Genomic DNA, 23,120 nt, shown 5'->3' on the forward strand with positions numbered 1-23,120 from the left:
GCTCCCGGCTGCTTCGGTCGGCCATCTTCTCTCCCGATCTGTCGCGTTCGCTCGGCGCCTGCGGCATCCGTGAAATCCGGGTGCCCGGGAGTGCCACTCTTCATGACCCCGAATACACCGGCCCGGGAATCGATCCTGCGCCATCACGCCTGCCGCACGGCGCAACGGCGCGAGGCAACGGGCTGACATCCCCCCGGCGATTTCCGCGGCCATTTCCCCGGCGCGCATCCCGAGCCCGTGCGCGTTGGCCAGATACAGGTGGGGGTCGAGCGCGCCAAGTGGCACTGTCGCGTAGTGAAAGCCGCGCGGGGTACCCGGCGCGATACCCGTACCCGGAATTCGGAGGTCCCCATGCTGTCCGAGACTGTCACCGTGCCCAACGGCGAGGGGGCACTCATCGGTGAACTGACCGTGCCGGACACGGTGTTCGGCGTCGCGGTACTCGCCCGCAGCAGCGGCAGTTCCCTGTACAACCCCCGCAGCCGGGCCCTGGCCGGCACACTGCACGAAGCCGCACTCGGGACGCTCCTGATCGACCTGCTCACCGCCGACGAAGCGGCCGCCGACCGGGCCACCGGGCGCCAGCACCGCGACGTCGAGCTCCTGACGCACCGGCTGACCGCATCCGTCGACTGGCTCGCCCCTCAGGTCTCCGACCTGCCGGTCGGCCTGGTGGGCGCGAGCACGGGAGCGGCGGCCGCGCTCGGCGCCGCTGCCGCCAGGCCCGGCCTCGTGGACACGGTGGTCTGCCCCGACGGCCGCCCCGATCTCGCCGGCGACCATGTGCTCGGCCATGTGCACGCCCCGGTCCTGCTCCTCGTGGGAGGACTCGACACGGAGATACTGCGACTCAATCGGGAAACGGCCAATCGACTGCGTGTCCTCAGCCGCCTGCGCGTGATCCCCGACGCCACACATTTGTTCGAGGAGCCGGGGGCGCTGGACGAGGTCGCCTCCGTGGCGGCCCGGTGGTTCGCCGGCATGGGGCAGTCGCCGTTCTGAGCCTTCCCCGGCGGGCGTCGCGGGTGCCCACCGGCCTCGCAGCGGTGACGCCCGCCGGAGGGTCACCCGTATCCGGCGCATGACAGCCGCGCCCGACGCGACGAGGCGTCAACAGCCGCCCGGATACGGGCACTTCGGCACTCGCCGCCCGACAGCGCCCGGCAGCGCCCGACCCGGCCTCCCACGCGTCGGCAGGCCGCCATCCTCACCCCGATCACCACCATCGGGCGTGACCGGCATCACAGTGCGCTATCCCACATCCTCAGGTCATCATATGACCCGATCGCCGCACGGATTCAGACCGGTCGGGGCCGGAGCCGGGTCGCCACAGATCCGTCCCGGCACCCCGGACGGCACAGCACAGCGAGACGAGGATGGGCATGAACGACCGGGACAGGCCGGTGCAGCCGCGCGTAGGCGTGGTGGGTCTTGGGGCCATGGGCCTCGGCATGGCACGCAGCCTGCGGGACGCGGGCTTCGACGTGGGTGTCCACGATCTGCGCCCGGACGTAGCCGCGGCCTTCGCCGCGGACGGCGGCACCGCCTTCGCGACCGCCGGAGAGCTGGCGGCCTCCGTTGACGTCCTGGTGGGTGTCGTGGTCAACGCGGCGCAGGTCGAGTCGGTCCTCTTCGGCGCCGACGGCACCGACGGCGCCGCCGGGCGCCTGCATCCGGGCGCCGTCTACGTCATGTGCTCCACGGCCGACCCCGCCTGGTCCGCCGGGCTCGAACGGCGCCTGGCCGAGCGCGGCGTGCTCTACCTTGACGCGCCCATCTCCGGTGGCGCCGCGCGGGCCGCCTGCGGCGAGCTCACCATGATGACCTCGGGTGCCCCCACCGCGTACGCGGTCGCCGATCCGGTCCTGGAGGCCATGAGCAGCACGGTCTACCGCCTGGGCCACGAGGCCGGTAACGGCTCCAAGGTCAAGGTCGTCAACCAGCTACTCGCGGGCGTGCACATCGCCGCGGCGGCCGAGGCGATGGCGCTGGGCATCAAGGCGGGCGTGCCCGCCGAGGCGCTCTATGAGGTCATCACGCACAGCGCCGGCAATTCGTGGATGTTCGAGAACCGCATGGCGCACGTCCTCGCCGGGGACTACACGCCGCTGTCCGCGGTCGACATCTTCGTCAAGGACCTGGGTCTCGTGCTCGACGCGGCCCGGCCGGAGAAGTTCCCCCTGCCCCTGGCGGCCACCGCCCATCAGTTGTTCCTGCAGGCCTCGGCCTCCGGTCTGGGCGGCGAGGACGACAGCGCGGTGATCAAGATCTTCCCGGGCATCGACCTGCCCGGACAGAGCAAGCAGGGGGCACTCTGACATGGCAATCCGACTCGGCTGCATCGCCGATGACTTCACCGGCGCCACGGACCTGGCCAACAACCTGGTGCGCGCGGGCATGCGCGTGATCCAGCTGATCGACGTACCGCAGGGCGGCGCCGAGCAGCCGCTTGACGCGGACGCCGTGGTCATCGCGCTCAAGTCGCGGACCACCCCGGCCTCCGACGCCGTCGCGGCCTCACTGCGGGCCCTGGAGTGGCTGCGGTCCGCGGGCGCGGAACAGATCTACTTCAAGTACTGCTCGACCTTCGATTCGACGCGCGCGGGGAACATCGGGCCGGTCACCGAGGCCCTGATGGACGCGCTCGGCACCGACTTCACCATCGCGACCCCGGCCTTTCCCGACAACGGGCGCACCGTCTTCAAGGGCCATCTCTTCGTCGGCGACGTCCTGTTGAGCGAGAGCGGGATGCGCCATCACCCGCTGACGCCGATGACCGACTCCAACCTGGTGTCCGTGCTCGGCGCGCAGACCAAGCGGCCGGTGGGCCTCATCGACCACACCGTGGTCGCCGCCGGGGCCGCGGAGATCGGGCAGCGCGTCGAGGCACTGCGCGAGGAGGGTGTGGGCGCCGCGATCGTCGACGCCGTGTCCAACGACGATCTCCTGCGGCTGGGTGCGGCGGTCAAGGGGCTGCCGCTGGTGACCGCCGGGTCGGGCCTGGCGATCGGCCTGCCCGCGAACTGGGGCTTCGAGCCATCGCCCGCCGCCGCCCGGCTGCCCGCGCCCACCGGCCATCGGGCCGTCATCTCCGGGTCGGTCTCCAGCGCCACCAACGGTCAGGTCCGGGAGTTCGTACGCGGCGGCAGGCCCGCGTTCAGCGTGGATCCGCTGCGGATCGCGGCCGGCGAGGACGTGGCCGCGCAGGCTCTGGCCTTCGCCGCCGCGCACCTGGCCGAGGGGCCGGTGCTCGTCTACTCCACCGAGACGCCCGACGCGGTCAAGGACGTCCAGGGCCGCCTGGGCGCGGCCGAGGCCGGTGAACTGGTCGAGCAGACCCTGGCCCGCGTCGCCCGGGGGCTCATGGAGCTGGGCGTGCGCCAACTCGTCGTCGCCGGCGGCGAGACCTCCGGCGCGGTCGTCCGGGCGCTGGGCGTCACTGGCCTGCGCATCGGACCGCAGATCGACCCCGGTGTGCCCTGGTGCGCGGCGGCGCTGCCCGACGGGGACACGCTGCACCTCACCCTGAAGTCCGGCAACTTCGGCGGCCCCGGCTTCTTCACCACGTCCTTCGACCGCCTCGACGGGGAGCGCGCATGACGACCACTCCGGACCCGACGGTGGACGCGGCGCGCGCCGAGATAGTCCGCGTGGGCACCAGCCTGTTCGACCGGGGCTACGTCCACGCCAGCGCCGGCAACATCAGCGCACGGATCGGCACCTCCCACCTGATCACGCCCACCGACGCCGCCCTGGGCTTCCTGGACGCCGGGCGCCTGGCACTGGTCGACGCCGGGGGCGAGCAGATCGCCGGCGACCGCGCCAGCAAGACCCTCACCCTGCACCGCCGTATCTATGCCGCCGACCCCACGGCACGGTTCGTCATCCACACCCACTCCACGCATCTGGTCGCGCTCACCCTGGCCGGCGTGTGGAGCCAGGACGACGTACTTCCGCCCCTCACCCCGTACTACGTCATGAAGGTCGGGCACGTCCCGCTCATCCCCTACCACCGGCCCGGCGATCCCCGCGTGGCCGACCTGGTGACCGCCCGCATCGCCGACCGGGCCGCCGGCCGCACCCCCATCAGGGCCGTCCTGCTCGATCGTCTGGGCCCGGTGGTCTGGGGCCCGGACGCCGCATCCGCTCTCGCCGTCCTCGAAGAACTCGAGGAAACGGCACGCCTCTGGCTCCTGACCGACCGTCGCCCCGAGCCGCTCCCCTCCCCCGCTCTCGACGAACTCAAGGCCGTGTTCGGCGCCTCTTGGTGACCGCACGCCGCCCGTCGGAGAATCCCCTGAGCCGCAGTAAGGATTCCGCATGCCCACGTCCACCGAGACGGCCGAGACCCCCGGCCTCGCCCGTGAGAACGCCGTGTTCCGCAAGGTCGTTCTCCGCATCGTCCCCTTCCTGATCCTCTGTTACGTCTTCTCCTACCTGGACCGCGTCAACGTCGGCTTCGCGAAGCTGCAGATGTCCGACGACCTGGGCCTGAGCGAGGCGGCGTACGGCCTCGGCGCCGGACTGTTCTTCATCGGCTACTTCATCTTCGAAGTCCCCTCGAACCTGATGCTGCAGCGCGTGGGCGCGCGCACCTGGATCGCCCGCATCATGATCACGTGGGGTCTGGTCTCGGGCGCCTTCGCGTTCGTCACCAACGAGACGACGTTCTACGTGCTGCGCTTCCTGCTCGGCGCCGCGGAGGCCGGCTTCTACCCGGGTGTGATCCTCTACTGCACCTACTGGTTCCCCTCCCACCGCCGGGCCCGCGTCATCGCGATGTTCATGTCGGCGATCCCCGTGGCCGGCATCTTCGGCAACCCGCTCTCCGGCTGGATCATGGACAGCTTCGACGGGGTCAGCGGATGGCACGGCTGGCAGTGGATGTTCCTCCTCGAGGCGATTCCCGCACTCCTCATCGGTGTCGCCACGATGCTCTACCTCGACAATGGAGTACGCAGCGCCAAGTGGCTCTCCGAGGAGGAGAAGGACATCGTCGAGGCGGCGATCGCCAAGGACACCGCTCACCAGAAGCACGGCCGGGTCTGGGACAGTTTCCGCGACCCCAAGGTGTGGCTGATGTGCCTGATCTACTTCTGCTTCGTGATGGGCCAGTACGCACTGACCTTCTGGATGCCCACCTTCGTCAAGTCCACCGGCATCGACGACAACCTCACCATCGGCGTGCTCAGCGCCGTGCCGTTCCTGGCCGCGCTGATCGCGATGAACCTGTTCGGACGCTCCGCGGACAAGCGCCGCGAGCGCCGCTGGCACCTGGTCGTCCCCAGCCTCATGGGCGCCGTCGGCTTCTCCCTGGCCGCCGGCTGGAGCGGATCGACCGTGCTGTCCCTGATCGCCCTGTCCTTCGCCGCGGCCGGCGTGCTGACCTGCGCCCCGCTGTTCTGGTCGCTGCCCACCGCGTTCCTGGGCGGCACCGCCGCGGCGGCCGGTCTCGCCCTGATCAACTCGGTGGGCAACCTGGCCGGCTTCGTCAGCCCGTACATGATCGGCGGGCTCAAGGACGCGACGGGATCGACCGCCATCCCCATGTACGTCCTGGCCCTGAGCCTGGTCATCGGCGCGGGCGCCGTATTGACCACCAAGAAGAACGTCGTCAACCGGTGACCGGGTCCCCGCCCGTCACCACCCGTCACCGCCCCGGGAGCAACCATGCCGAGGTTCGCCGCGAACCTGTCCATGATGTACACCGAGCACGACTTCCCCGACCGCTTCGCCGCGGCATCGGCGGACGGCTTCGACGCCGTCGAGTACCTCTTCCCCTACGCCTACGACGCCGGTGAGCTGCGCCGCCGCCTGGACGACCACGGCCTGCGGCAGGTGCTGTTCAACGCTCCTCCCGGCGGCTGGGAAGCCGGCGAGCGGGGCATCGCCTCGCTGCCCGGCCGCGAGGCCGAGCACCGCTCCGCAATCGAGCAGGCCCTGGAGTACGCCGCCGCGCTCGGCTGCGGCCAGGTGCACGTGATGGCCGGCCTCCTGCCACCGGGGGCGACGCCCGCCGAGCAGGCCGGACACCGCGCCACCTATCTGACCAACCTGGCCTGGGCCGCCGAGCGGGCCGCAGCCGCGAACGTCGACCTCCTGATCGAGCCGATCAACGGCCGCGACATGCCGGGCTACTTCCTGCACCGGCAGGCCGAGGCGCACGCCATCGTCCAGGAGGTCGGCGCCCCCAATCTCAAGGTGCAACTCGACCTGTACCACTGCCAGATCGTGGAAGGCGACCTCACCACGACCCTGCGCCGCGACCTGCCCACCGGACGCGTCGCCCATCTGCAGATCGCCGGTGTGCCCGACCGCCACGAACCCGACCGGGGCGAACTCGACATCCGCCACCTGTTCGACGTCGTCGACGAGCTGGGCTTCGAGGGGTGGATCGGCTGCGAGTACATCCCCCGTGCCGGTACGAGCGAGGGGCTCGGCTGGCTCAAGAACTACCGAGGAGAACGCGCATGAGGATCGTCGTCACCGGAGGCTTCGGCTTCCTGGGCCGGAAGGTCGCCGACGCCCTGCTGAAGCGGCGGACCCTGTGCGGAGCACCCATCGACCGGCTGGTCCTCGCCGACCGGTTCGTGCCGGACGGAGCGCCTGTGGCGGCCGACCCGCTGGTCGACGTCGTCCGGGGCGACCTCGGCGAGCACCTCGACGAGATCTTCGCGCAGCCGGTGGACGTCCTGATCCACCTGGCAGCGGCCGTCTCCTCCGAGTGCGAGGCCGACTTCGACCTGGGCATGAGCGCCAACCTGGACACCACCCGCGCGCTGCTCGAAGCCGCCCGCGCCCAGTCGGCCGCAGGCGGCCCCACGCCCCGCGTGGTCTTCTCCAGCAGCGTCGCGGTCTACGGCTCCGACGCCGCGCTGCCGCTGCCGCCCGTGGTCAGCGAGTCGACGCTGCCCACCCCGCAGTCCAGCTACGGCACGCAGAAGCGCATCTGCGAGCAGCTGGTCGCCGAGTACACGCGCCGCGGCTTCGTCGACGGACGCGTGGCCCGCCTGATGACCGTCTCGGTGCGGCCGGGCAAGCCCAACGCCGCCGCCTCAAGCTTCCTGTCCGGCATCGTCCGCGAACCCCTCGCGGGACTGCCGGCCACCTGCCCGGTCAGCCCCGGCCTGCAGGTCGCCCTGGCCTCGCCGCGGCGCACCGTCGAGGGCATCCTGCGCATCACCGAGGCCCGGCGCGGCCCCGGCGGGCTCGATGGCGGGCTTCCGGTCAATCTGCCGGCGCTGACGATCACGGTCGCCGAGATGCTGGCCACGCTGCGCAAGGTGGCCGGCGACGCCGTCGCCGACCTGGTGACGCTCGCTCCCGACCCCGCCATCGAGGCCATCGTCGGGTCCTGGCCCGCCGCCTTCGACAATGCCCGCGCCACGGCGCTCGGCCTGCGACCCGACGAGAGCTTCGAGTCGGTCATCCGGGCATACATGGAGGACCACCCCGAAGCCGTCACGGCCACCCCCCTGCCCGCCACCGGGGCGATCAAGCCCTGACGGATAGACTGACGAGCATGTTCTCCAAGGTGAGTGGCCCCATACGGCTCGCGGACCGGGTCGCCGCGATCCTCTCGGAGGAGATCGAGTCCGGACGTCTGGCGGCGGGCGACAAGCTGCCGACCGAGGTCGAGTTGGTCAAGCAACTGGGCGTCAGCCGCACCGTGATCCGCGAGGCGGTCTCCCGGCTGCGCAGCGCGGGCCTGGTCGAACCGCGCCAGGGCCGGGGCGTGTTCGTCATGCCCCGGCGCACCCGGCCGCTCGATTTGGAGGCCGAGGCCTCCGGCACCAAGCTCAAGGTGCTGCAGATCGTCGAGGTCCGCCGCGCCATGGAGGGCGAGGCGGCCTCGCTGGCGGCCACCCGCGCCACCCCGGACGACGTCGCCCGGATGCGGCAGGCCCTGGCCGCGATCGACGAGGCGGTGGCGGCCGGCGGTGACGGCGTGGACGAGGACCTGGCGTTCCATCAGTCGATCGCCGAGTCGACGGGGAACGCGGTGATGGTCTCGACCGTGCGCTACCTGGGTGAAGTCATGCGCAGCGGCATCCGCGTCACGCGGGCCAACGAGGCACGGCGCGACGACTTCATCGAGGCGGTGCGGGTGGAGCACCACGCGATCCTGGCAGCCATCGAGGCGGGCGACGCGGGCGCGGCCCGCAGCGCCGTACGCCGCCACATGAAGCACGCCGCGTCCCGCCTGCAGGACGCGGACGAGGGCTTCTGGACGGAAGCGGACGATCTTGAGGTGGACCTGGACGTGGACACTGCGCCGTGAGGTGCGGTGCCGTGAGGTGCGGTGCCGTGAGGTGCGGTGCCACCGGCATGACGTGAGCGCGCTCAGCCCAGCGGCTGCCCGTCCGGATCCTCGCTGAGGAACTCCGTGACCAGTTCGGGCGGGTTGGCGGCCCGGGTCAGCGCGAACATCGCGTCGGGGTCGAACATGTCGTAGAGGATCACGGGCAGGGGCCGCCCGAAGATGCTGACGAGATGGCCATCCGTATGGAGTTGGCGGGCGAGGTCGACGCAGAGCTCGCTGAACTGATCGGCGAGTTGTTCACCGCGCTCGTCCTGCTCCTGCTCGGAGAGGCCGCTGGCCGCGTCCCCTTCACCGTCTTCGTCCTCGGCCTCGTACCAGAGGCCTTGGGTCATCGTCTCTTGCCTGTGCAGCTCGGCACCGACCGGATCGTGTCCGGGGTCGTGGCCGATGACGCGGATGCCCCCCAGGCCCGAATCGGGGAAGTAGGCGTAATGCCAGCGGGACTCCCACGGCTCCGTCCCTCCTCCCTGCGCGAGCGCCCGGGCCACCTCGGTCTCGGTGTTGTAGCCGATCGCCAGGTACGGGAATCGCGGGTCCTGGTCGACGCTGTCGATGCGGAAGGTGACCGCGTAGATCTCGGAAGCCAGCTCCACGGGGAACTCGGCCAGGGCACGCAGGACCGCCTGCCCCATATGCAGTCGGAATGTCGTCAACAGCTCTTCTCCTCGGCCACGTTGCGGTCTAGCGCGCCAGATCTGCGGCGTCGAAGGATGCCACGTTCTTCATGCGGCCACTACATTCGGGCGGATCAGTCGATCACCGCGGTGGCCTCGACCTCCACCAGATGCTCGGGCACGTCCAGCGCCGCCACCCCCACCAGCGTGCCCGGCGGCACGGGAGTGTCCCCCAGCTCGGCGGCCGCCCGGGCGACTCCCTCTCCGAAGAGAGCCATCTTGTCGGGGGTCCAGTCGACGACGTACACGGTCAGTTTCGCCACGTCGGCGAAGGAGCCGCCGGCTGCCGCCAGGGCGGTGGCGACGTTGAGGTAGCACTGCTCGACCTGGGCGGCGAGGTCGCCTTCGCCGACCGTGACCCCCTCGGCGTCCCAGGCGACCTGCCCGGCGACGAACACCAGCTTGGACCCCGTCGCCACGGACACCTGCCGATAGGCGTCGACCTTCGGCAACCCGTCGGGATTCACCAGGGTGATGGCCATGTGGTCCGTCTCCTTGCCATGGGAGCCCGCACGGGCTCGTCGGGGGTTACTCGGAAACCGTAGGAGAGCCGCCGCTGACGTGGAAGAACGCACTTTGCGGTGACTGGGGAACCAGATGGTGACCATGGAGCTCAGGGGCTCGCCCGCTTCAGCCGGAAGTCACCTCTGCGGGGATCCGGCGGTGGATGTCCTCCAGCAGGTTCCCTATGGCCCTGCGGAACAACTCGTCCTGGTGGCCGTCGAGAAACGCGGTGTGCCCGAACACCTCCAAGGTCACGAGGCCGTGCAGGTGCCCCCATGCGCTCAGGAAGAGGGCGGTCGCCGGCGGCGGCAGATGCCCGAGCCCGAAATGCGGCAGCTGTTCCAGGTACGCGTGGAGCGAGGACGAGAGCACGGGGCCGTCGGCCGCGGCGAGTTGAGCCGTGGTGAACCCGCCGAACAGCTCGCGCTCGAAGATCACGCTCATCCGGCGTGATGCCCGGGTTGTCGGGCCCTCGGCGGGTGCCGCGTAGTCCCGCAGCGGCGTTCCGTACAGGAGCTGGAAGCGCTCGGGATGGGCTAGGGCCCACCCGCGGTAGCCCTCGGCCGCGACCACCAGGCGCGGCAGGCCGGGGGTGTCCGCCGCGCCGCCCATGGCCGTCTGCACCGCGTCGGCCAGGTCGTCGTACGCCTTGGTGACGAGCGCCGTGACCAGGGCGTCCCGGCTCGGGAAGTAGTGGTAGAGCGCCTGCACGGTCATCTGGAGGTCGCGGGCGACCGCTCGCAGGGACAGGGCCACGGGTCCGTGTTCGGTGATGTGGCGCTCGGCGGCGTCCAGAATCTCCTGCGTGGCGGCGGTCCGGCGTCGCTCGCGGAGGGTGGGCGGAGTCATTGCGGGTTCCTCGGCTTCTTCTGCGGCAAGCGTTTCGGCTGCAGGGCGTGAAGAAAATCTAACACTGCCAAATTTCGCGCCGCCTCACTAGCGTCGTTCACGGCGACGAAGAGTGCGACACCGCACCTGTTCTGACGGAGTGACAGGGACTCCGCAGAGGCCACGACCGGCCCCTCAGTGTTGAACTCCGGCTGCTTCGCGCCGCTTTCACCGCATGGACACCAAAGGAGAGCGTGCGTGTTTGAACGCATAGCCGAACTGGCCATCCGCCGAGCCCGGCTGATACTCGTCGTCGCCGTCGTGGCGGTGGCCCTGATGGGCGCCCTGGGAGCGGGCGCGTTCGGCAAGTTGCTGGGCGGCGGTTACGACGATCCGGCCTCCCCGTCCACCCGGGCCGGAAAGGTCATCGACGAGAAGTTCGGCGGGGAGACCAACCTGGTCCTGCTGGTCCGCGCCCCCGGAGGCGGCATCGACGCCCCGGCCGCCCGGCACAGCGGCCAGGCGCTGGCGGCCGACCTCAAGAAGGAGAAACACCTGGAGAACGTGATCTCGTACTGGGACACGTCCAGCCCCGACCTCCGCTCCAAGGACGGCCGCGAAGCCATGGTGCTCGCCCACGTCCGGGGCGACGGCCTGGAACGCGACGAGAACACCAAGAGCGTCATCGACGCCTACACCGGACCGTACGAGGGCGCACTGACCGTCCGGTCCGGCGGCGGAGCCGCGGTGACCAGCGAGATGGGCACACAGTCGGGCAAGGACCTCGTCCTGGCCGAGGCCATCGCCGTGCCGCTGACCCTCGTACTGCTCCTGCTCGTCTTCGGCAGCCTGGTCGCCGCCCTGCTGCCGCTGGCGATCGGCATCATCGCCATCGCGGGCACCTTCGCCGAGCTCTTCGTCCTCGGCAGCATCACCGATGTCTCCGTCTTCGCCGTCAACCTGACCACCGCGCTGGGGCTCGGCCTCGGCATCGACTACGCCCTGCTCATGGTCAGCCGCTTCCGGGAGCAACTCGCCTCCGGGGCCGGCGTGGAGGACGCCGTGCGCCGGACGGTGAGCACCGCGGGGCGCACGGTCGCGTTCTCCGCCGCGACGGTGGCGGCCGCACTCGCGGCCCTCCTGGTGTTCCCGCAGTACTTCCTGCGCTCGTTCGGCTATGCCGGGGTCGGCGTCGTCGCCATCGCGGCCGTCAGCACCCTCTTCGTCATGCCGGCCCTGTTCGTCGTCCTGGGGCACCGGGTCAACAGCGGACGTCTGCCGTGGGCCAAGCAGCACGGGCGCACCGCCGCCAGGGCCCCCTTCTGGGGACGTCTGGCCGGCACCGTCATGCGGCGCCCCGCGCTCACCGCGCTGCCCGTGCTCGCGGTCCTGCTCCTTGCGGCCGGCCCGCTCCTGGGCATCACCTTCGGCACGCCGGACGAGCGCGTACTTCCCGAGGACGCCCAGAGCCGCCAGGTCTCCTCGGTCCTGCGGGAGAAATTCAACGGCAACGACGACGCGGCCCTGCACGTCGTCATCGACGGCCCCCTGAGCGAGGCCCCGCTGACGACGTACGCGGCCGACCTGTCCGGGCTCGAAGGCGTCGTCCGCGTCGAGACCAGCGCCGGAACCTACACCGACGGACGGCCTAAGAAAGCCGACCCCGGCAACAAGGCACTCGGGCGCCCCGACGCACAGCAGATCAGCGTGGTGAGCTCCTTGTCGCCGAAGTCGGACGCGGCCCAGAGCCTGGTCAAGGAGGTCAGGGAGGTCGCCCCGCCCGCCGGGACCCACCCCCTGGTGGGCGGAGTGGACGCCGAGTTGGTCGACTCCAAGGCCTCCATCGGCAACCGGCTGCCGATCGCCCTGGCCCTGGTCGCCGTCACCACCTTCCTCCTGCTGTTCCTGTTCACCGGCAGTATCGTGCAGCCGCTGCGTGCGCTGCTCCTCAACATGGTCAGCCTGGGAGCGACCCTCGGCGTCATGACCTGGATCTTCCAGGACGGCCACCTCTCGTCCCTGCTCGGCTTCACGGCGCAGCCCATGGAGGTGTCCATGACCGTGCTGATGTTCTGCATCGCCTTCGGCCTCTCGATGGACTACGAGGTGTTCGTCACCAGCCGTATCAAGGAACTCCACGACCGGGGCGAGGACAACGTGTCCGCCGTGACCAACGGCCTTGGCCACACGGGACGCATCGTCACCGCGGCGGCCTGCCTGCTGGCGGTGAGCTTCTTCGCCTTCGGTACCGCCGAGCTCAGCTTCATGCAGATGTTCGGCCTGGGCAGCGGCCTGGCCATCCTCATCGACGCCGTCGCCGTCCGCGGCGTCCTCGTACCCGCCGCGATGCGTCTGCTGGGCCGCTCGGCCTGGTACGCACCCGGCTTCCTGCGCAGGTTCCACGGGCGCTTCGGTCTCAGCGAGGGCGGCCCTGCCCCCGAGCCCGCACCCGCAGCCGCGCCGGAGCTCGTCACCGAGTCGCGCAACTGAGCCGCGCACATCCGCATACACAAAGACCGTGCCCGCCTCCCTGCACAGGAGGCGGGCACGGGCCGTGGGGCTTCGTCATCCGATACCGGTGCTCGTCACGCCGGGTCGATGCGGTAGACGCTGCCGCCGATGTCGAGCACGTACAGCTCGCCCTTGCCGCCCTGCACGAACGAGATGACCTCGCCGCCGTTGACCCCGAGGTCGCCGGCGCCGGTCACCTTGCCGTCCTTCATCTGCAGGGCACGGATGGTGCCGTCGCAGTAGTCGCTGAAGACGTACTGGCCCCTGAGGTCCGGGATCGCCTTGCCGCGGTAGACGTAGCCGCCGGTCACCGAGCAGCCAAGACCGGTGCGGTCGTACTCGTAGACCGGCGGGACGTGGTTGGCGGGCTCGGTGCCCTCCCGGAAGGGATGGGTGCCCTCCATCTGCGACCAGCCGTAGTTCTCGCCGCCCTTGCTGCTTGCCGGGGCCCGGTCGATCTCCTCCCAGGCGCTCTGGCCGACGTCACCGATCAGCAGGTCGCCGGTGCCCGAGTCGAAGGAGAACCGCCACGGGTTGCGCAGCCCGTAGGCCCAGATCTCGTCCTTCGCCTTCGGGTCGCCCACGAAGGGGTTGTCCGCCGGGATCGCGTACGGCTTGGCGCCGCGCGGGTCGATCCGCAGCAGCTTTCCGAGCAGCGTGTCGAGGTTCTGCCCGTTGCCGTGCGGGTCACCGCCCGAGCCGCCGTCGCCCAGCGCGATGTAGAGGTAACCGTCGGGGCCGAACTTGATGTCGCCGCCGTTGTGGTTCGCGTACGGCTGCGTCTGGGTGATGACGGTGCGCCGGGTCCCGGGCCGGATCTTGCCCTTGCTCACGGCGAACTCGTCGACGGTGCTGGTGCCTTCGAGGTTCGTGAACGAGATGTAGAAGTGCGCGAACTTCTTGTCGAACGCGATGCCCAGGAGGCCGCGTTCACCGTCGGTGGTGGTCTCCTTGGAGATGTCGAGGACGGGCTCACCGAGCCCCTGGCTGTTCAACACCCTTACGGTGCCTGCGCGTTCGGCTATCCAGACCGTGCCGCCGGGGCCTGCGGCGCCGGCGGTGGGGTTCGCGGCCGTCGTCACTTTCGTGAGCGCGACCTCGGGGGCCTTGCGTGAGGCGGCGGGCTCGTCGGCGGACGCGGTGGTCAGGGCGAGGGAAGCGACGAGGCACAGGGTGCCGATGATCGCCGTGCTTCTGGTGCGAACGTTCACCGTGATCCTCCTGGAGGCGGCGAAGGGGGAGGTCACCCGGCTGCTGGGGGCAGAGATTGGGGGTAGCCCGCGCCAGCACGCAACCTGGGTGGGGGGATGGTGTGCTACTGGCCACGGCTGAGGATACGGGGGCAGACGTGGCTGGTATAGACCAAGGCGCAGTTCTGTCCGAAACGCTGCCGACTCCATCCGGGCTTCGGGATCAGTCCACCGGGTGGTCGCCGCCGGCACCGTCGATGAGCTCGCGCATGATGTCCATGTGGCCCGCGTGCCGTGCGGTCTCCTCGATCAGGTGAATGAGCACCCAGCGCATCGTCATGCTCGCACCCAACCGCGCCGTGCCGAGGTCCTCGATCCCGGTCTTGCCGATCACCTCGTCGGCCGCGGCCCGGGCCCGTCCGTAGTAGGCCACGATGTCGGCGGTAGTCTCGTGCGCCTCCACCCGCAGGTCCGCGCCCTCGTCCTCCGGGTCGAACGGGAACGGCTCCATCTCGCGTCCGAAGGTCTCGCAGAACCATCCGTATTCGACAACGGCCAGATGCTTGACCAGGCCCAGCAGGCTCGTCCCCGACGGGGTCATCGGCCGCCGCAGCTGTTCGTCGTCCAGACCCTCGAGCTTCCACAGGACCGCGTCGCGGTGCCGGTCGAGGCTGACGTGCAGACTCTCCTTCTCGCCGCCGGTGAACGGCACTTGCTTCGCCATGCCCGCGATCCTAACGGGCCCGCGCAAGGCGCTCCCTGGCACGAGCGCCGTGCGCTCGCGGCGGGCGCCGCGAGCGTGACGCAGGCGGCGGAGATACCCGCCGCCGCGCGTCCTACTTGCCCGGATCCCGGAAGCGGCCGAACGCCTTCGTCAGAGCGCTCAGCGGGGAGCCGTCCGCCTTGGCCGCCCCGGCCGCCGACGGGCGTGGCACGCCGTCGCCGCCGGTCACCTCGGCCAGCGCGGCCTGCGCCGCGTCGGCCGCCTGCTCATACAGGTCGCGGGATTTCGTCATGGCCTCCAGCGCCTCGGCGTACCGGGTGACCATGGACTGGGCGTGGGTCAGCTCCTCGTCCGCGGTGAGCAGGTGCCAGCCCTGGCGCAGCTGCGTCAGGGCCCGCTCGGCCTCGGCCGGCAGCGGCCGGGGCAGTACGGCGAACTCCTTGATCCGGTCGAGGAGTTCGGTCGGTTCCGAGCCGTCCAGGAAGACACTGCGCACCGTGAACCGCTCCGCGTCGTAGCCCGAAGGCTGCGGCGCCGTGGCCAGGACGACGGCCCCGCCGCGCGGCATCCGCACGCTCAGCTCACGCTTCATGGCGAAGTCGGCGATCTGCGCCTGCTCCGGCGTGCCCCGGTGCTCGATCACCCGGTGCCGCAGCCCCGGCGGCAGGAACGCCGTGACCGGCTGCTGTCCCTTGGCGTCCGGCGTCATCGCCTCGTGCACCACGACATGGATGAACCAGCTCTGCCGGGTGCAGTCCCGCAGCAGATGGCGCAGCTCGTCGTCGTCCTTGGGCAGGTAGTTCACCGTGCGCAGCCGCACGTCCGCCGCCGTGTCGTGGTCCCAGGGAACCCGGTCGCTGTCGGGCCAGAACATCAGGGCGGGCGAGGGCCAGTGCGCGTCCCACGTCTGTTCCGCTTCGGCGGCGATGACCCAGGTGACGCCTTCGCCTTCCTTACGACGGGCTTCGGGGTCGTACAGGGTCAGCTGTGCACGCACCGTGACGTCGTCGGCCACGCGCCAGCGGGCCTCGAAGAGGCGGCGGGCCGAGGGGCCGGGGTCGGCGGACTCGTCCCGCGGGTGCAGGACGGTGGAGCGGGCCGCCTCGACGGGGTCGAGGTCCAGGAAGTCGTCGAGCACCCCGGCCGCCTTGAGGGCGATCAGGTTGCGCCGCACGTCCTGCTCGGGCTCGGGCCCGATGTGGCGCCCGCGCCCCAGCCACGCGGTGTCGGGGACGGTGGTCGTTGAGGTGTTTTTCTTTGACATGGAGTCGTTCTGTGAGTGGTCGGGGCCCGACCAGTATGGACCGTGAACCTGGCAAGGGAAGGAGTACCCCGCCCACGTTCAACGACGCCGGCGGACGGACGGTGCGTAGTGATGGCAAGCCGCTCGATCCAGCCATCACAGGGCAAACAGGGGCGGCCGGTACCCGGCGCCGCGCCGCGGACACGGAAGGGAGCACGGCAGCGGACACGGAATGGGCCGCGCCAGGACCGATGAGTCTTCGTGCGCCACCATGTCTGAAGAGCAGGAGGGACGAGCACGTCCCGCGGCCGGGAAAGAGGTGCGCGATGAGGTTGGTACTGCAGGAGTTCCTGTCCCTGGACGGCGTCTACCAGGGCCCGGGTGCGCCGGACGAGGACACCAGTGACGGTTTCGAGCGGGGCGGGTGGTTCGTGCCGCATCTGGACGAAGCGTTCGAGCGCCTTGCCGGCACCTGGCTCGGTCAGGCGGACGCGTTCTTGTTCGGCCGTCGTACGTATCTGAACTTCGCGCGGGACTGGCCGAAGATGACCGAGCATCCCTTCGCCGGCATTCTGAACGGCCTGCCGAAGTACGTGGCCTCCCACACCCTGACCACGGCCGACTGGGACCCGACCACGATCCTGTCCGGCGACATCCCCGCCCGGGTCGCCGAGCTGAAGCGGCAACCCGGCCGCGAGCTGCAGATCCACGGCAGCGGCAGGCTGGCCCAGTCCCTGCTGGCCGCCGGCCTGATCGACGAACTGCGGCTCGCGATCGCCCCCGTGGTCGTGGGCGAGGGACGCCGCTTGCTCCCGGACGGCGGCGCGCCCGCCGGGCTGCGGCTCCTGAGCCATGAGACGACGCCGGGCGGGCTTGCGATTCATGTCTACGAATCGGCGGGGCTTCCGCGGTACGGGACGTACGGAGGCGGGGTGTAGGCGGGGGCAGCCCTGCGACGAGGCGGGGCGCAGGCGGGCCCCCTCGGCAGTGCCGCCCGAGGGGTCAGCCGCCGCGCTTCAGGCGTACGACGACGGGGGCGCCGAAGGGGTCACCGGACTGGTTGACCTGGACGTGTCCGGCGCCCAGCCAGTCGTCGGTGCCCGGCACCCGGTGGATCTCCTCCAGCCACAGCGACTGGTTCGACGCCTTGCGGGCGCCGCTCGACACGGGCAGGCGCTCACGCTTGATCTTCACGCACCGGCCGGCGTCGGTCAGGTACCAGTTGCCGTCGAGGAAGAGCCCCTTGCCGTCCTGGCCCACCGGGGTCCGCAGCGCGCAGCCGCCGGGCGCTTCCTTCTGCCGGGCCCATTTCGAGCCGTCCCAGCGCAGCCGGATGAATTCGTCCGCGGGTTCGGGCTCCACCTCGCCGTGGTTGAAGGAATTCGTGCCGTAGGCGCGCACCTCACCGTCGTCGAGCGCGAAGACCTGGCCGAGGCCGGCGTCCGGCTCGGGCGGCAGCGGCTCCTCGAAGCGGGCCTGCGGCGTGTCCACCACCTTCCAGGATGTGCCGTCCCAGTGCATCGAGGCGGGCTGGCCGTACTTCTCGCCGCCCTCCATTTCGGTGCCCGGCCCGGTCGAGCGGCTGCCGACCGCCCAGACGTCGTCCGGTCCCACCACGGCCAGGTCGGCGGCTTCGTACGGCAGCCGGGTAGCGGTCCAGCGGGTACCGTCCCAGTGCTGGGCGGTCCGCTCGGCGGTCTTGGCCCACACATCGTCCGCGCTCGCGGCCTCGAAGTCGCCCGGGTTGCCCGGCGGGGGGTTTTGCACCGTGGACCAGCGGGTGCCGTCCCACTTGGCCCAGCGGTTCACGGCAGCGGGGTCCTGTGGACCCTGCGGCCGCAGCCACAGCTCTTCCTCGCCGATCTCTTCGAGCTTGGGCGGGTAGGCGGTGGACCCGAGGGCTTCGGGGAGGGGCTCGCGCTTCCACTGCTTGCCGTCGTAGTGCAGCAGGTGGGCGTTGGACTTGCCGTTGTTCTCGGTGCCGACCGCCCAGATGTCGTCCCCGGCAAGCACGGCGACATCGGCGAACTCTCCGCTGAAGTCCGCGATGTGCTCGAACTGCCAAGCCAGGGAGCCCGCGGAGCCCTTCGGCCCCTCGTCCTTGCCTGCGGAGTCCTCCGACTTCGTGCCGCACCCCGCAGCCGTGAGCGCGGTGGCCAGCGCGGCGAAGGCCGCCACTCCCCTGTGCCTGATTCCCGTAGCCCTGCGGATGGTTGCTCCCCTGTTGATCCTCGGCGAGCGGGCAGACTATCGGGTCGGGCAGCGGCGGCCCGATCCGGCACCGGGCCGGGCCGGAGCGTCCGCGAGGTACGGCTTCCCGGCCCGGTGCCGCACCAAGGTCAGACGGCCAGCGAGATCTCGGTCGACTTGATCAGGGCGACCACGGAGGAGCCGGAGGCCAGCCGCAGGTCGGCGACGGCATCCTTGGTGATGGCCGCCGTCAGTTCACCACCACGGACGGAGACCTTCACGGCAGCCATGGCGCCGCCGGTGGCGACGTCGGTGATGGTGCCGGGGATCTGGTTACGGATGGACAGACCCTCGACCGCGCCCGTCGCCAGGGACACCTCGGTGGACTTCACAAGGGCCCTGACCGCGGAGCCCTCGGCGAGACCGAGCTCCTTGACGGCCTCCAGAGTGATCGCGGCGGTGACGTACTGACCGCCGTCGAGACGGACCTTGACGGTCGCCATCACCTCGCCCGGAGTGACGGAAGTGACGGTTCCGGCGATCTGGTTGCGGATGCTCAGGCTCATGAAGAAACGCCTCACAGATGAGTTCGGTGACACCTTGTCGGTGATGTTCCGTCAGGCTGTGCGCCTGTGGCGATTCACACGTTAATGCCCCGAAACGGGCCCGTAGCGCAGGACGTGGCATCCGCCACCCCATCGGCCCGCCACGCCTGGCAGATCCGACGCGCCCGAAAGCATGCCCTCGAACGCCCCGATCCGTTCGGAGCGGAGCCCTCCAGGCGCCCCGGCAGGGCGCGCACTCCCCGCACCGCCTAACCTTGCGCGCATGCAGCGCTACACAATCGGGCAGGCGGCACGTCTGCTGGGCGTGAGTCCGGATACCGCACGACGCTGGGCCGACGCCGGGCGAGTGAAGACCCATCGCGATGAGGGCGGTCGCCGGCTTGTCGACGGGCAGGATCTGGCCGCCTTCTCGGTCGAGCTCGCCAAGAGCGGCAGTGAGGAGGACGCCTCCTACACCTCGGTCCGCAACGCCTTTCCGGGCATCGTCACCGCGGTGAAGCTCGGCGATGTCGCGGCCCAGGTGGAGATCCAGGCCGGGCCGCACCGGCTGGTCTCACTGCTGACCCGGGAAGCCGTGGAGGAGCTGGGCCTCGAGGTCGGCATGGAGGCCACCGCCCGCGTGAAGTCGACCAACGTCCACATCGACCGGACCTGACGCGCCGGGCACGTTCGGTCAAGTCGCCGCGCGTACAGGTCGGTTGCCGTCGCCGCGGGCGGGCGCGACATCGCCACGGGCGGGCGCGACATCGCCACGGACCACGGCGGCCTTCGGCGAGGTCAAAGACGCGGGCCGCCCGCGCGCGTGGCGTCCCGCCCGTGACCCCCGGCCTCGCCTAGAACCATCTTCATGTGCCACTACTGCGGTTGCCGGGAAATCCCACTGATCCGGGAGTTCATCGCCGAACACGAGCGTGTCACCGACGCCGCGGGCGATGCGGTGCGCGCCCTGGAGCGGGGCGACACGGATCGCGCCCGCGCTCTCGTGGACGTCATGGCCCGCGAGCTGGAATCACACTGGCGGGGCGAGGAGAACGGCCTGTTCCGGGTGATGCGCAAGGATCCCGAGTACGAGGGCTACATCGCGAACCTGGAGCTTGAACACCGGGAACTCGCCGCCCTGTTGCCCGCCCTGGATCTGACCGACCCCGGTGACGTACGCACCCTCGTAGAAGCCGTCGAGGAACTGCACCGGCACATCGCCAAGGAGGAGGACGGCCTGTTCCCGGCCTCGCTCACGGCGCTCGACGGCGAGGAGTGGAACGTGTCGATGGCGGCCTGGCGCGAGGCGCACCCGGCCTGAGCGGGCGGGCCCGCCTCCCGAATTTAGTAGCCATGTACATAGTAGCTATGTACTCTATTTGGCATGAGCAAGGGTTCACCGGGCCCCACGCCCGGCTTTCTGGTGTGGCGGCTCGCCAACAAGTGGCGCGTCGCGGTCGATCGCGCGGTGGCCCCGCTGGGCCTCACGCACGCGCAGTACTCGCTGGTCGCGTCGCTGTACGGCATGCAGCGCACCGGTGAACGGCCAAGCCAGCGACGCCTCGCCGACCACACCGGCCTGGAGGCGTTGTACGTCTCGAAGCTGGCGCGCGCCCTGGAATCGGGCGGCCTGATCGAACGCACCCGCGATCCCCGGGACCCGCGTGCCGTACAGCTCGCGCTCACCGAGCAGGGCCAGTCCGTCACGCGGCAGGCCATCGCGGTGGTCCAGGAACTGCTCCAGCAGCTACTGGAGCCGCTGGGCGGCCTCGACACCGCACGGACGCGTGCGTTCACCGACGAGCTGACGACCTTGCTCGACACACCTCTGGCTCCATCCGTACCGAACAACGAGAGCAAAGACGAGAGCAAATAGGGGGCAACACCATGACCACGACCTCCACCGCATCCACCACCACCGCACCCGTCGCCAACGCCCGCGACCTCGCCCTGGCCCACTACGCCGCCCGCGGTGTCCTGGAACACGTCCTGGCCCGGCACGGCGCCACGTTCCATGAGCAGGTCGCGCTGCGCGCCGCCATCACCTCCGACGCCCCGCAGACGCCGGACGACCTGGTCGCCCGGGTCCAGGATTCCCTCAAGGCCGATCCGGCCGACATCCGCGCCACACTCGACGAGTTGCTGGCCAAGCAGCTGCTCGTCGCCGACGGTGCGCACCTACGCCCCACCGAGGCAGGTCGCGAGATGTTCGCGGCCATCGGCGCGGAGGTCGCCCCCGCCTCCGCGCGCATCTGGGACGGGATCCCCGCCGAGGACCTGGCGGCCGCAGGCCGTGTCCTCGCCCTGGTCACCGAGCGCGCCAACGCGGAGCTCGCGTCACTGACCGCCTGACCGGTACGAGACTTCGGCACGCCGAGTCTCCCGGGGCCACGATTGGTCCCTTCCCGTGGACCGATGGCGCGTCCCGGCCGCCCTGCCGCCGTGAGGTCACGGGCCCGGATACCTTCCGCGCCCATGGACACCCTCATCTTCGGCGGCCTGCTGGCCACCTTGTACGCGCTGCACCGCCAGCGGTCACGTGCCGTGCTGCTCGGCGGCTGGTGGATCATGCTCGTCCTGACGATCCTCCTCCTCGCCCACCACATCACCAGCAGCCTCAAGCTGGGGCTGAGTTACTGATGAGCACGCTGAGGGCCCCGCTGGCGGGCACCGAGCGCCTGCATGTCCTGGGCAAGGTCCAGTACTGGTTCGCCTGTTTCTTCGCGGTCGGCTGGACCGGTGTGGTCTGCGGCGGGCTCGGCGTGCAGTTCGTCTCTTGGGACTATCCCTGTCCCCTGTGCATGGTGCAGCGCATGTTCATGCTGCTGGCCGCGCTGGGGGCGGCGTACATCGTGCGCCGGGGCATGACCGGCGCCATCACGGGCCGCGACTACATGATGGGCTGGGGGCTCGCTCTGGTCGCGGTGATGTGCGGCGCCTTCGCGTCCTGGCGGCAGACGATGCTGCACATCCTGCCCGGCGACAAGGGCTACGGTGCGCCGGTGCTGGGTCTGCACATGTATGTGTGGGCGTGGATCCTGTTCATGGCCTCGGTGGTGGCGATCGGCGTCGTGCTGGCTTTCGCCCACTCCACGGCCGACACCACGCTGCCCGTATCGGGCGTGTACTGGGCGGCGGGCCGGATCGTGCTCGGTTTCCTCGCCCTGGTGATCGCGGTGAACCTGGTCGCGGTGTTCCTCCTGGAGGGCTTCCACTGGTTCCTGCCCGACGACCCGGATCGCTACCGCTTCTTCTACGACGTCGGAATCCTGGACTGACCCTCCGTCCCCCGGCGGGGACCACGCCGGCAGACAGCGGCTGGCGGAAAACGAACTCGCCGAGCAGTTCGTGTGACGCGGGCCGCCCCCAGAAGTCCCCGGTCGCAGACCACGGCGGTCGGCAACAGGCTTAGCTGATGGCAGATACACCCCATCGACCGGCGGCCACAGCTCTACGGTGGCCGCATGCACTCACCGATCACGGGCACGGCCGCCGGTGTGCCGTTCACCGCTCTGCCGCCGGCCGGCGGCGGGGCCGCGCCGCTGCTCGTCACCTGGCACATGCTGGACGCGCCGAGGTCGGACGCGGCGTTCGCCGCGGCGCTGCCGATGAACGATCTGCCCGCATGGCGGGTGCACTTGGGCATGCCGATGTGCGGGGCGCGCATGGTCGGGGGCAGCATGGCCGCCGGTCTGGAGCTGATCCGCGAAGACGTCCTGATGTCCTATCTGGAGCCGTTCGTCCGGCAGGCGACCGAGGAGTTCCCCGCCGCGCTGGCCTCTCTCCGTGCCCAACTGCCCCTCGATGAGGGTGCGATCGGGATTCTTGGCGGATCGCTGGGCGGGGCCGTCGCCCTGCGGGTGCTCGCCGACACCGACACGCCGGTCTTCGCCGGTGCCGTGGTCAACGCCGCCATCCGGATGCGGTCCGTCGTCGACCTGTTTCCGGGTGACTATCCCTACGACGCAGCGTCGGAGGAGGCCGTGGAAGGCCTGGACTTCGTCGCCAAGGCGGGTGTCATTGCCGCTCGGGCACCGCTGCTGGTCGTCAGCGGCGAGCTGGATCATCCAGGGCTGCGTGCTGACGCGTCGGACCTCGCCGAGGCGCTCGGGGAGCGGTCCGAGCTGCTGTCGATCGCCGGTTTGGCGCATCCGCTGGCCGAAGAACCCGGCATCGAGCCTGCGCCGCAGCTGCCGGTGGCCCGCGAGGTGGACGCCGGCCTCGTCAGGTGGTTCCGACGGTACCTTGCCGGTGCCAGCAGGGTTCAGCCGCCGCCGTGAAGCCGGCCGGTGGCGCATTCGCCGGCCTCTTCGGCGAGGGCAGGACTCCCCGGCGGAGGCGGCCGGGGACGACGACGGCGCCCCACCGCCCCGCAAGGGGCAGGTGGG

25 protein-coding genes are annotated in these 23,120 nt (G+C 70.5%); 17 read left to right on the top strand and 8 right to left on the bottom strand.

From position 1 onward, the window contains the following. The first annotated feature begins 351 nt into the window (after nt 1-351). From ACWFR3_RS32670 to ACWFR3_RS32705, 8 genes are all read left to right on the top strand, one after another. Nucleotides 352-1,002 (top strand): dienelactone hydrolase family protein, encoded by a 651-nt coding sequence (locus ACWFR3_RS32670; protein WP_453738284.1) that lies wholly within the window; start codon nt 352-354, stop codon nt 1,000-1,002. Between the two features lie 380 nt (nt 1,003-1,382). Then, the gene (ltnD, locus tag ACWFR3_RS32675) at nt 1,383-2,318 is read left to right on the top strand and encodes an L-threonate dehydrogenase (RefSeq protein WP_453738285.1); all 936 of its coding nucleotides are present in this window, start codon (nt 1,383-1,385) and stop codon (nt 2,316-2,318) included. A gap of 1 nt (nt 2,319) precedes the next feature. Then, on the top strand, nt 2,320-3,600 hold the full coding sequence (otnK, locus tag ACWFR3_RS32680) for a 3-oxo-tetronate kinase (RefSeq protein ID WP_453738286.1): 1,281 nt from the start codon (nt 2,320-2,322) through the stop codon (nt 3,598-3,600). Continuing rightward, the gene (locus ACWFR3_RS32685; RefSeq protein WP_453738287.1) at nt 3,597-4,271 is read left to right on the top strand and encodes a class II aldolase/adducin family protein; all 675 of its coding nucleotides are present in this window, start codon (nt 3,597-3,599) and stop codon (nt 4,269-4,271) included. The genes otnK and ACWFR3_RS32685 overlap by 4 nt, the downstream gene beginning before the upstream one ends. 49 nt (nt 4,272-4,320) lie before the next feature. Beyond that, nucleotides 4,321-5,625: an MFS transporter gene (locus ACWFR3_RS32690; RefSeq protein ID WP_453738288.1), complete on the top strand. Its 1,305-nt coding sequence runs from the start codon at nt 4,321-4,323 to the stop codon at nt 5,623-5,625. Between the two features lie 45 nt (nt 5,626-5,670). Beyond that, entirely contained in the window at nt 5,671-6,474 is an 804-nt protein-coding gene (gene otnI / locus ACWFR3_RS32695) for a 2-oxo-tetronate isomerase (protein WP_453738289.1), read from the top strand. Then, nucleotides 6,471-7,505, top strand: coding sequence for a D-erythronate dehydrogenase (denD, locus tag ACWFR3_RS32700; RefSeq protein WP_453738290.1), 1,035 nt, complete (start codon nt 6,471-6,473; stop codon nt 7,503-7,505). The genes otnI and denD overlap by 4 nt, the downstream gene beginning before the upstream one ends. A gap of 17 nt (nt 7,506-7,522) precedes the next feature. Beyond that, the gene (locus ACWFR3_RS32705) at nt 7,523-8,281 is read left to right on the top strand and encodes a FadR/GntR family transcriptional regulator (RefSeq protein ID WP_453738291.1); all 759 of its coding nucleotides are present in this window, start codon (nt 7,523-7,525) and stop codon (nt 8,279-8,281) included. A 62-nt stretch (nt 8,282-8,343) separates the two neighbouring features. Here the strand turns inward: ACWFR3_RS32705 and ACWFR3_RS32710 are convergent, their stop codons facing one another. From ACWFR3_RS32710 to ACWFR3_RS32720, 3 genes are all read right to left on the bottom strand, one after another. Next, on the bottom strand, nt 8,344-8,976 hold the full coding sequence (locus ACWFR3_RS32710) for a hypothetical protein (protein ID WP_453738292.1): 633 nt from the start codon (nt 8,974-8,976) through the stop codon (nt 8,344-8,346). 95 nt (nt 8,977-9,071) lie between these two features. Beyond that, the gene (locus ACWFR3_RS32715) at nt 9,072-9,479 is read right to left on the bottom strand and encodes a RidA family protein (protein WP_453738293.1); all 408 of its coding nucleotides are present in this window, start codon (nt 9,477-9,479) and stop codon (nt 9,072-9,074) included. 148 nt (nt 9,480-9,627) lie between these two features. Continuing rightward, nucleotides 9,628-10,350: a TetR/AcrR family transcriptional regulator gene (locus ACWFR3_RS32720; protein WP_453738294.1), complete on the bottom strand. Its 723-nt coding sequence runs from the start codon at nt 10,348-10,350 to the stop codon at nt 9,628-9,630. A gap of 237 nt (nt 10,351-10,587) precedes the next feature. Between ACWFR3_RS32720 and ACWFR3_RS32725 the strand changes: the two genes are divergently transcribed. Further along, on the top strand, nt 10,588-12,819 hold the full coding sequence (locus ACWFR3_RS32725; RefSeq protein WP_453738295.1) for an MMPL family transporter: 2,232 nt from the start codon (nt 10,588-10,590) through the stop codon (nt 12,817-12,819). 95 nt (nt 12,820-12,914) lie between these two features. On the opposite strand, the gene ACWFR3_RS32730 is transcribed toward ACWFR3_RS32725, so the two are convergent. The 3 genes from ACWFR3_RS32730 to ACWFR3_RS32740 all read right to left on the bottom strand — a co-directional run bounded on the left by ACWFR3_RS32730 (nt 12,915) and on the right by ACWFR3_RS32740 (nt 16,018). Beyond that, entirely contained in the window at nt 12,915-14,051 is a 1,137-nt protein-coding gene (locus tag ACWFR3_RS32730; RefSeq protein WP_453738296.1) for a PQQ-dependent sugar dehydrogenase, read from the bottom strand. Between the two features lie 202 nt (nt 14,052-14,253). After that, nucleotides 14,254-14,754, bottom strand: a complete 501-nt coding sequence (locus ACWFR3_RS32735; RefSeq protein ID WP_453738297.1) for a DinB family protein — start codon at nt 14,752-14,754, stop codon at nt 14,254-14,256. 112 nt (nt 14,755-14,866) lie between these two features. Further along, on the bottom strand, nt 14,867-16,018 hold the full coding sequence (locus ACWFR3_RS32740) for a hypothetical protein (RefSeq protein WP_453738298.1): 1,152 nt from the start codon (nt 16,016-16,018) through the stop codon (nt 14,867-14,869). A 305-nt stretch (nt 16,019-16,323) separates the two neighbouring features. On the opposite strand from ACWFR3_RS32740, the gene ACWFR3_RS32745 reads away from it, so the two are divergent. Beyond that, complete coding sequence (locus ACWFR3_RS32745; RefSeq protein ID WP_453738299.1) at nt 16,324-16,935, top strand: dihydrofolate reductase family protein; 612 nt, start codon at nt 16,324-16,326, stop codon at nt 16,933-16,935. Between the two features lie 64 nt (nt 16,936-16,999). Here the strand turns inward: ACWFR3_RS32745 and ACWFR3_RS32750 are convergent, their stop codons facing one another. Further along, nucleotides 17,000-18,175 (bottom strand): hypothetical protein, encoded by a 1,176-nt coding sequence (locus tag ACWFR3_RS32750; protein ID WP_453738300.1) that lies wholly within the window; start codon nt 18,173-18,175, stop codon nt 17,000-17,002. A 161-nt stretch (nt 18,176-18,336) separates the two neighbouring features. After that, nucleotides 18,337-18,753, bottom strand: a complete 417-nt coding sequence (locus ACWFR3_RS32755; protein WP_453738301.1) for a TOBE domain-containing protein — start codon at nt 18,751-18,753, stop codon at nt 18,337-18,339. A gap of 262 nt (nt 18,754-19,015) precedes the next feature. Between ACWFR3_RS32755 and ACWFR3_RS32760 the strand changes: the two genes are divergently transcribed. The 7 genes from ACWFR3_RS32760 (at nt 19,016) to ACWFR3_RS32790 (ending at nt 23,012) form a co-directional block, all read left to right on the top strand. Continuing rightward, nucleotides 19,016-19,408 carry a TOBE domain-containing protein gene (locus tag ACWFR3_RS32760; protein ID WP_453738302.1) on the top strand — a complete coding sequence of 131 codons (393 nt, stop codon included), beginning with the start codon at nt 19,016-19,018 and terminating at the stop codon, nt 19,406-19,408. Nucleotides 19,409-19,600: 192 nt separating this feature from the next. Beyond that, the gene (locus ACWFR3_RS32765) at nt 19,601-20,053 is read left to right on the top strand and encodes a hemerythrin domain-containing protein (protein WP_453738303.1); all 453 of its coding nucleotides are present in this window, start codon (nt 19,601-19,603) and stop codon (nt 20,051-20,053) included. Between the two features lie 63 nt (nt 20,054-20,116). After that, the gene (locus ACWFR3_RS32770) at nt 20,117-20,608 is read left to right on the top strand and encodes a MarR family winged helix-turn-helix transcriptional regulator (protein ID WP_453738304.1); all 492 of its coding nucleotides are present in this window, start codon (nt 20,117-20,119) and stop codon (nt 20,606-20,608) included. A gap of 11 nt (nt 20,609-20,619) precedes the next feature. Continuing rightward, the gene (locus ACWFR3_RS32775) at nt 20,620-21,084 is read left to right on the top strand and encodes a MarR family transcriptional regulator (RefSeq protein ID WP_453738305.1); all 465 of its coding nucleotides are present in this window, start codon (nt 20,620-20,622) and stop codon (nt 21,082-21,084) included. Between the two features lie 123 nt (nt 21,085-21,207). Further along, on the top strand, nt 21,208-21,372 hold the full coding sequence (locus ACWFR3_RS32780) for a DUF5993 family protein (RefSeq protein ID WP_202121475.1): 165 nt from the start codon (nt 21,208-21,210) through the stop codon (nt 21,370-21,372). Continuing rightward, nucleotides 21,372-22,010: a disulfide bond formation protein B gene (locus ACWFR3_RS32785; protein WP_453738306.1), complete on the top strand. Its 639-nt coding sequence runs from the start codon at nt 21,372-21,374 to the stop codon at nt 22,008-22,010. The genes ACWFR3_RS32780 and ACWFR3_RS32785 overlap by 1 nt, the downstream gene beginning before the upstream one ends. A 186-nt stretch (nt 22,011-22,196) precedes the next feature. Continuing rightward, entirely contained in the window at nt 22,197-23,012 is an 816-nt protein-coding gene (locus ACWFR3_RS32790) for an alpha/beta hydrolase (protein ID WP_453738307.1), read from the top strand. Nucleotides 23,013-23,120: the final 108 nt, after the last annotated feature.

The organism is Streptomyces sp. NPDC055189, assembly GCF_053606765.1.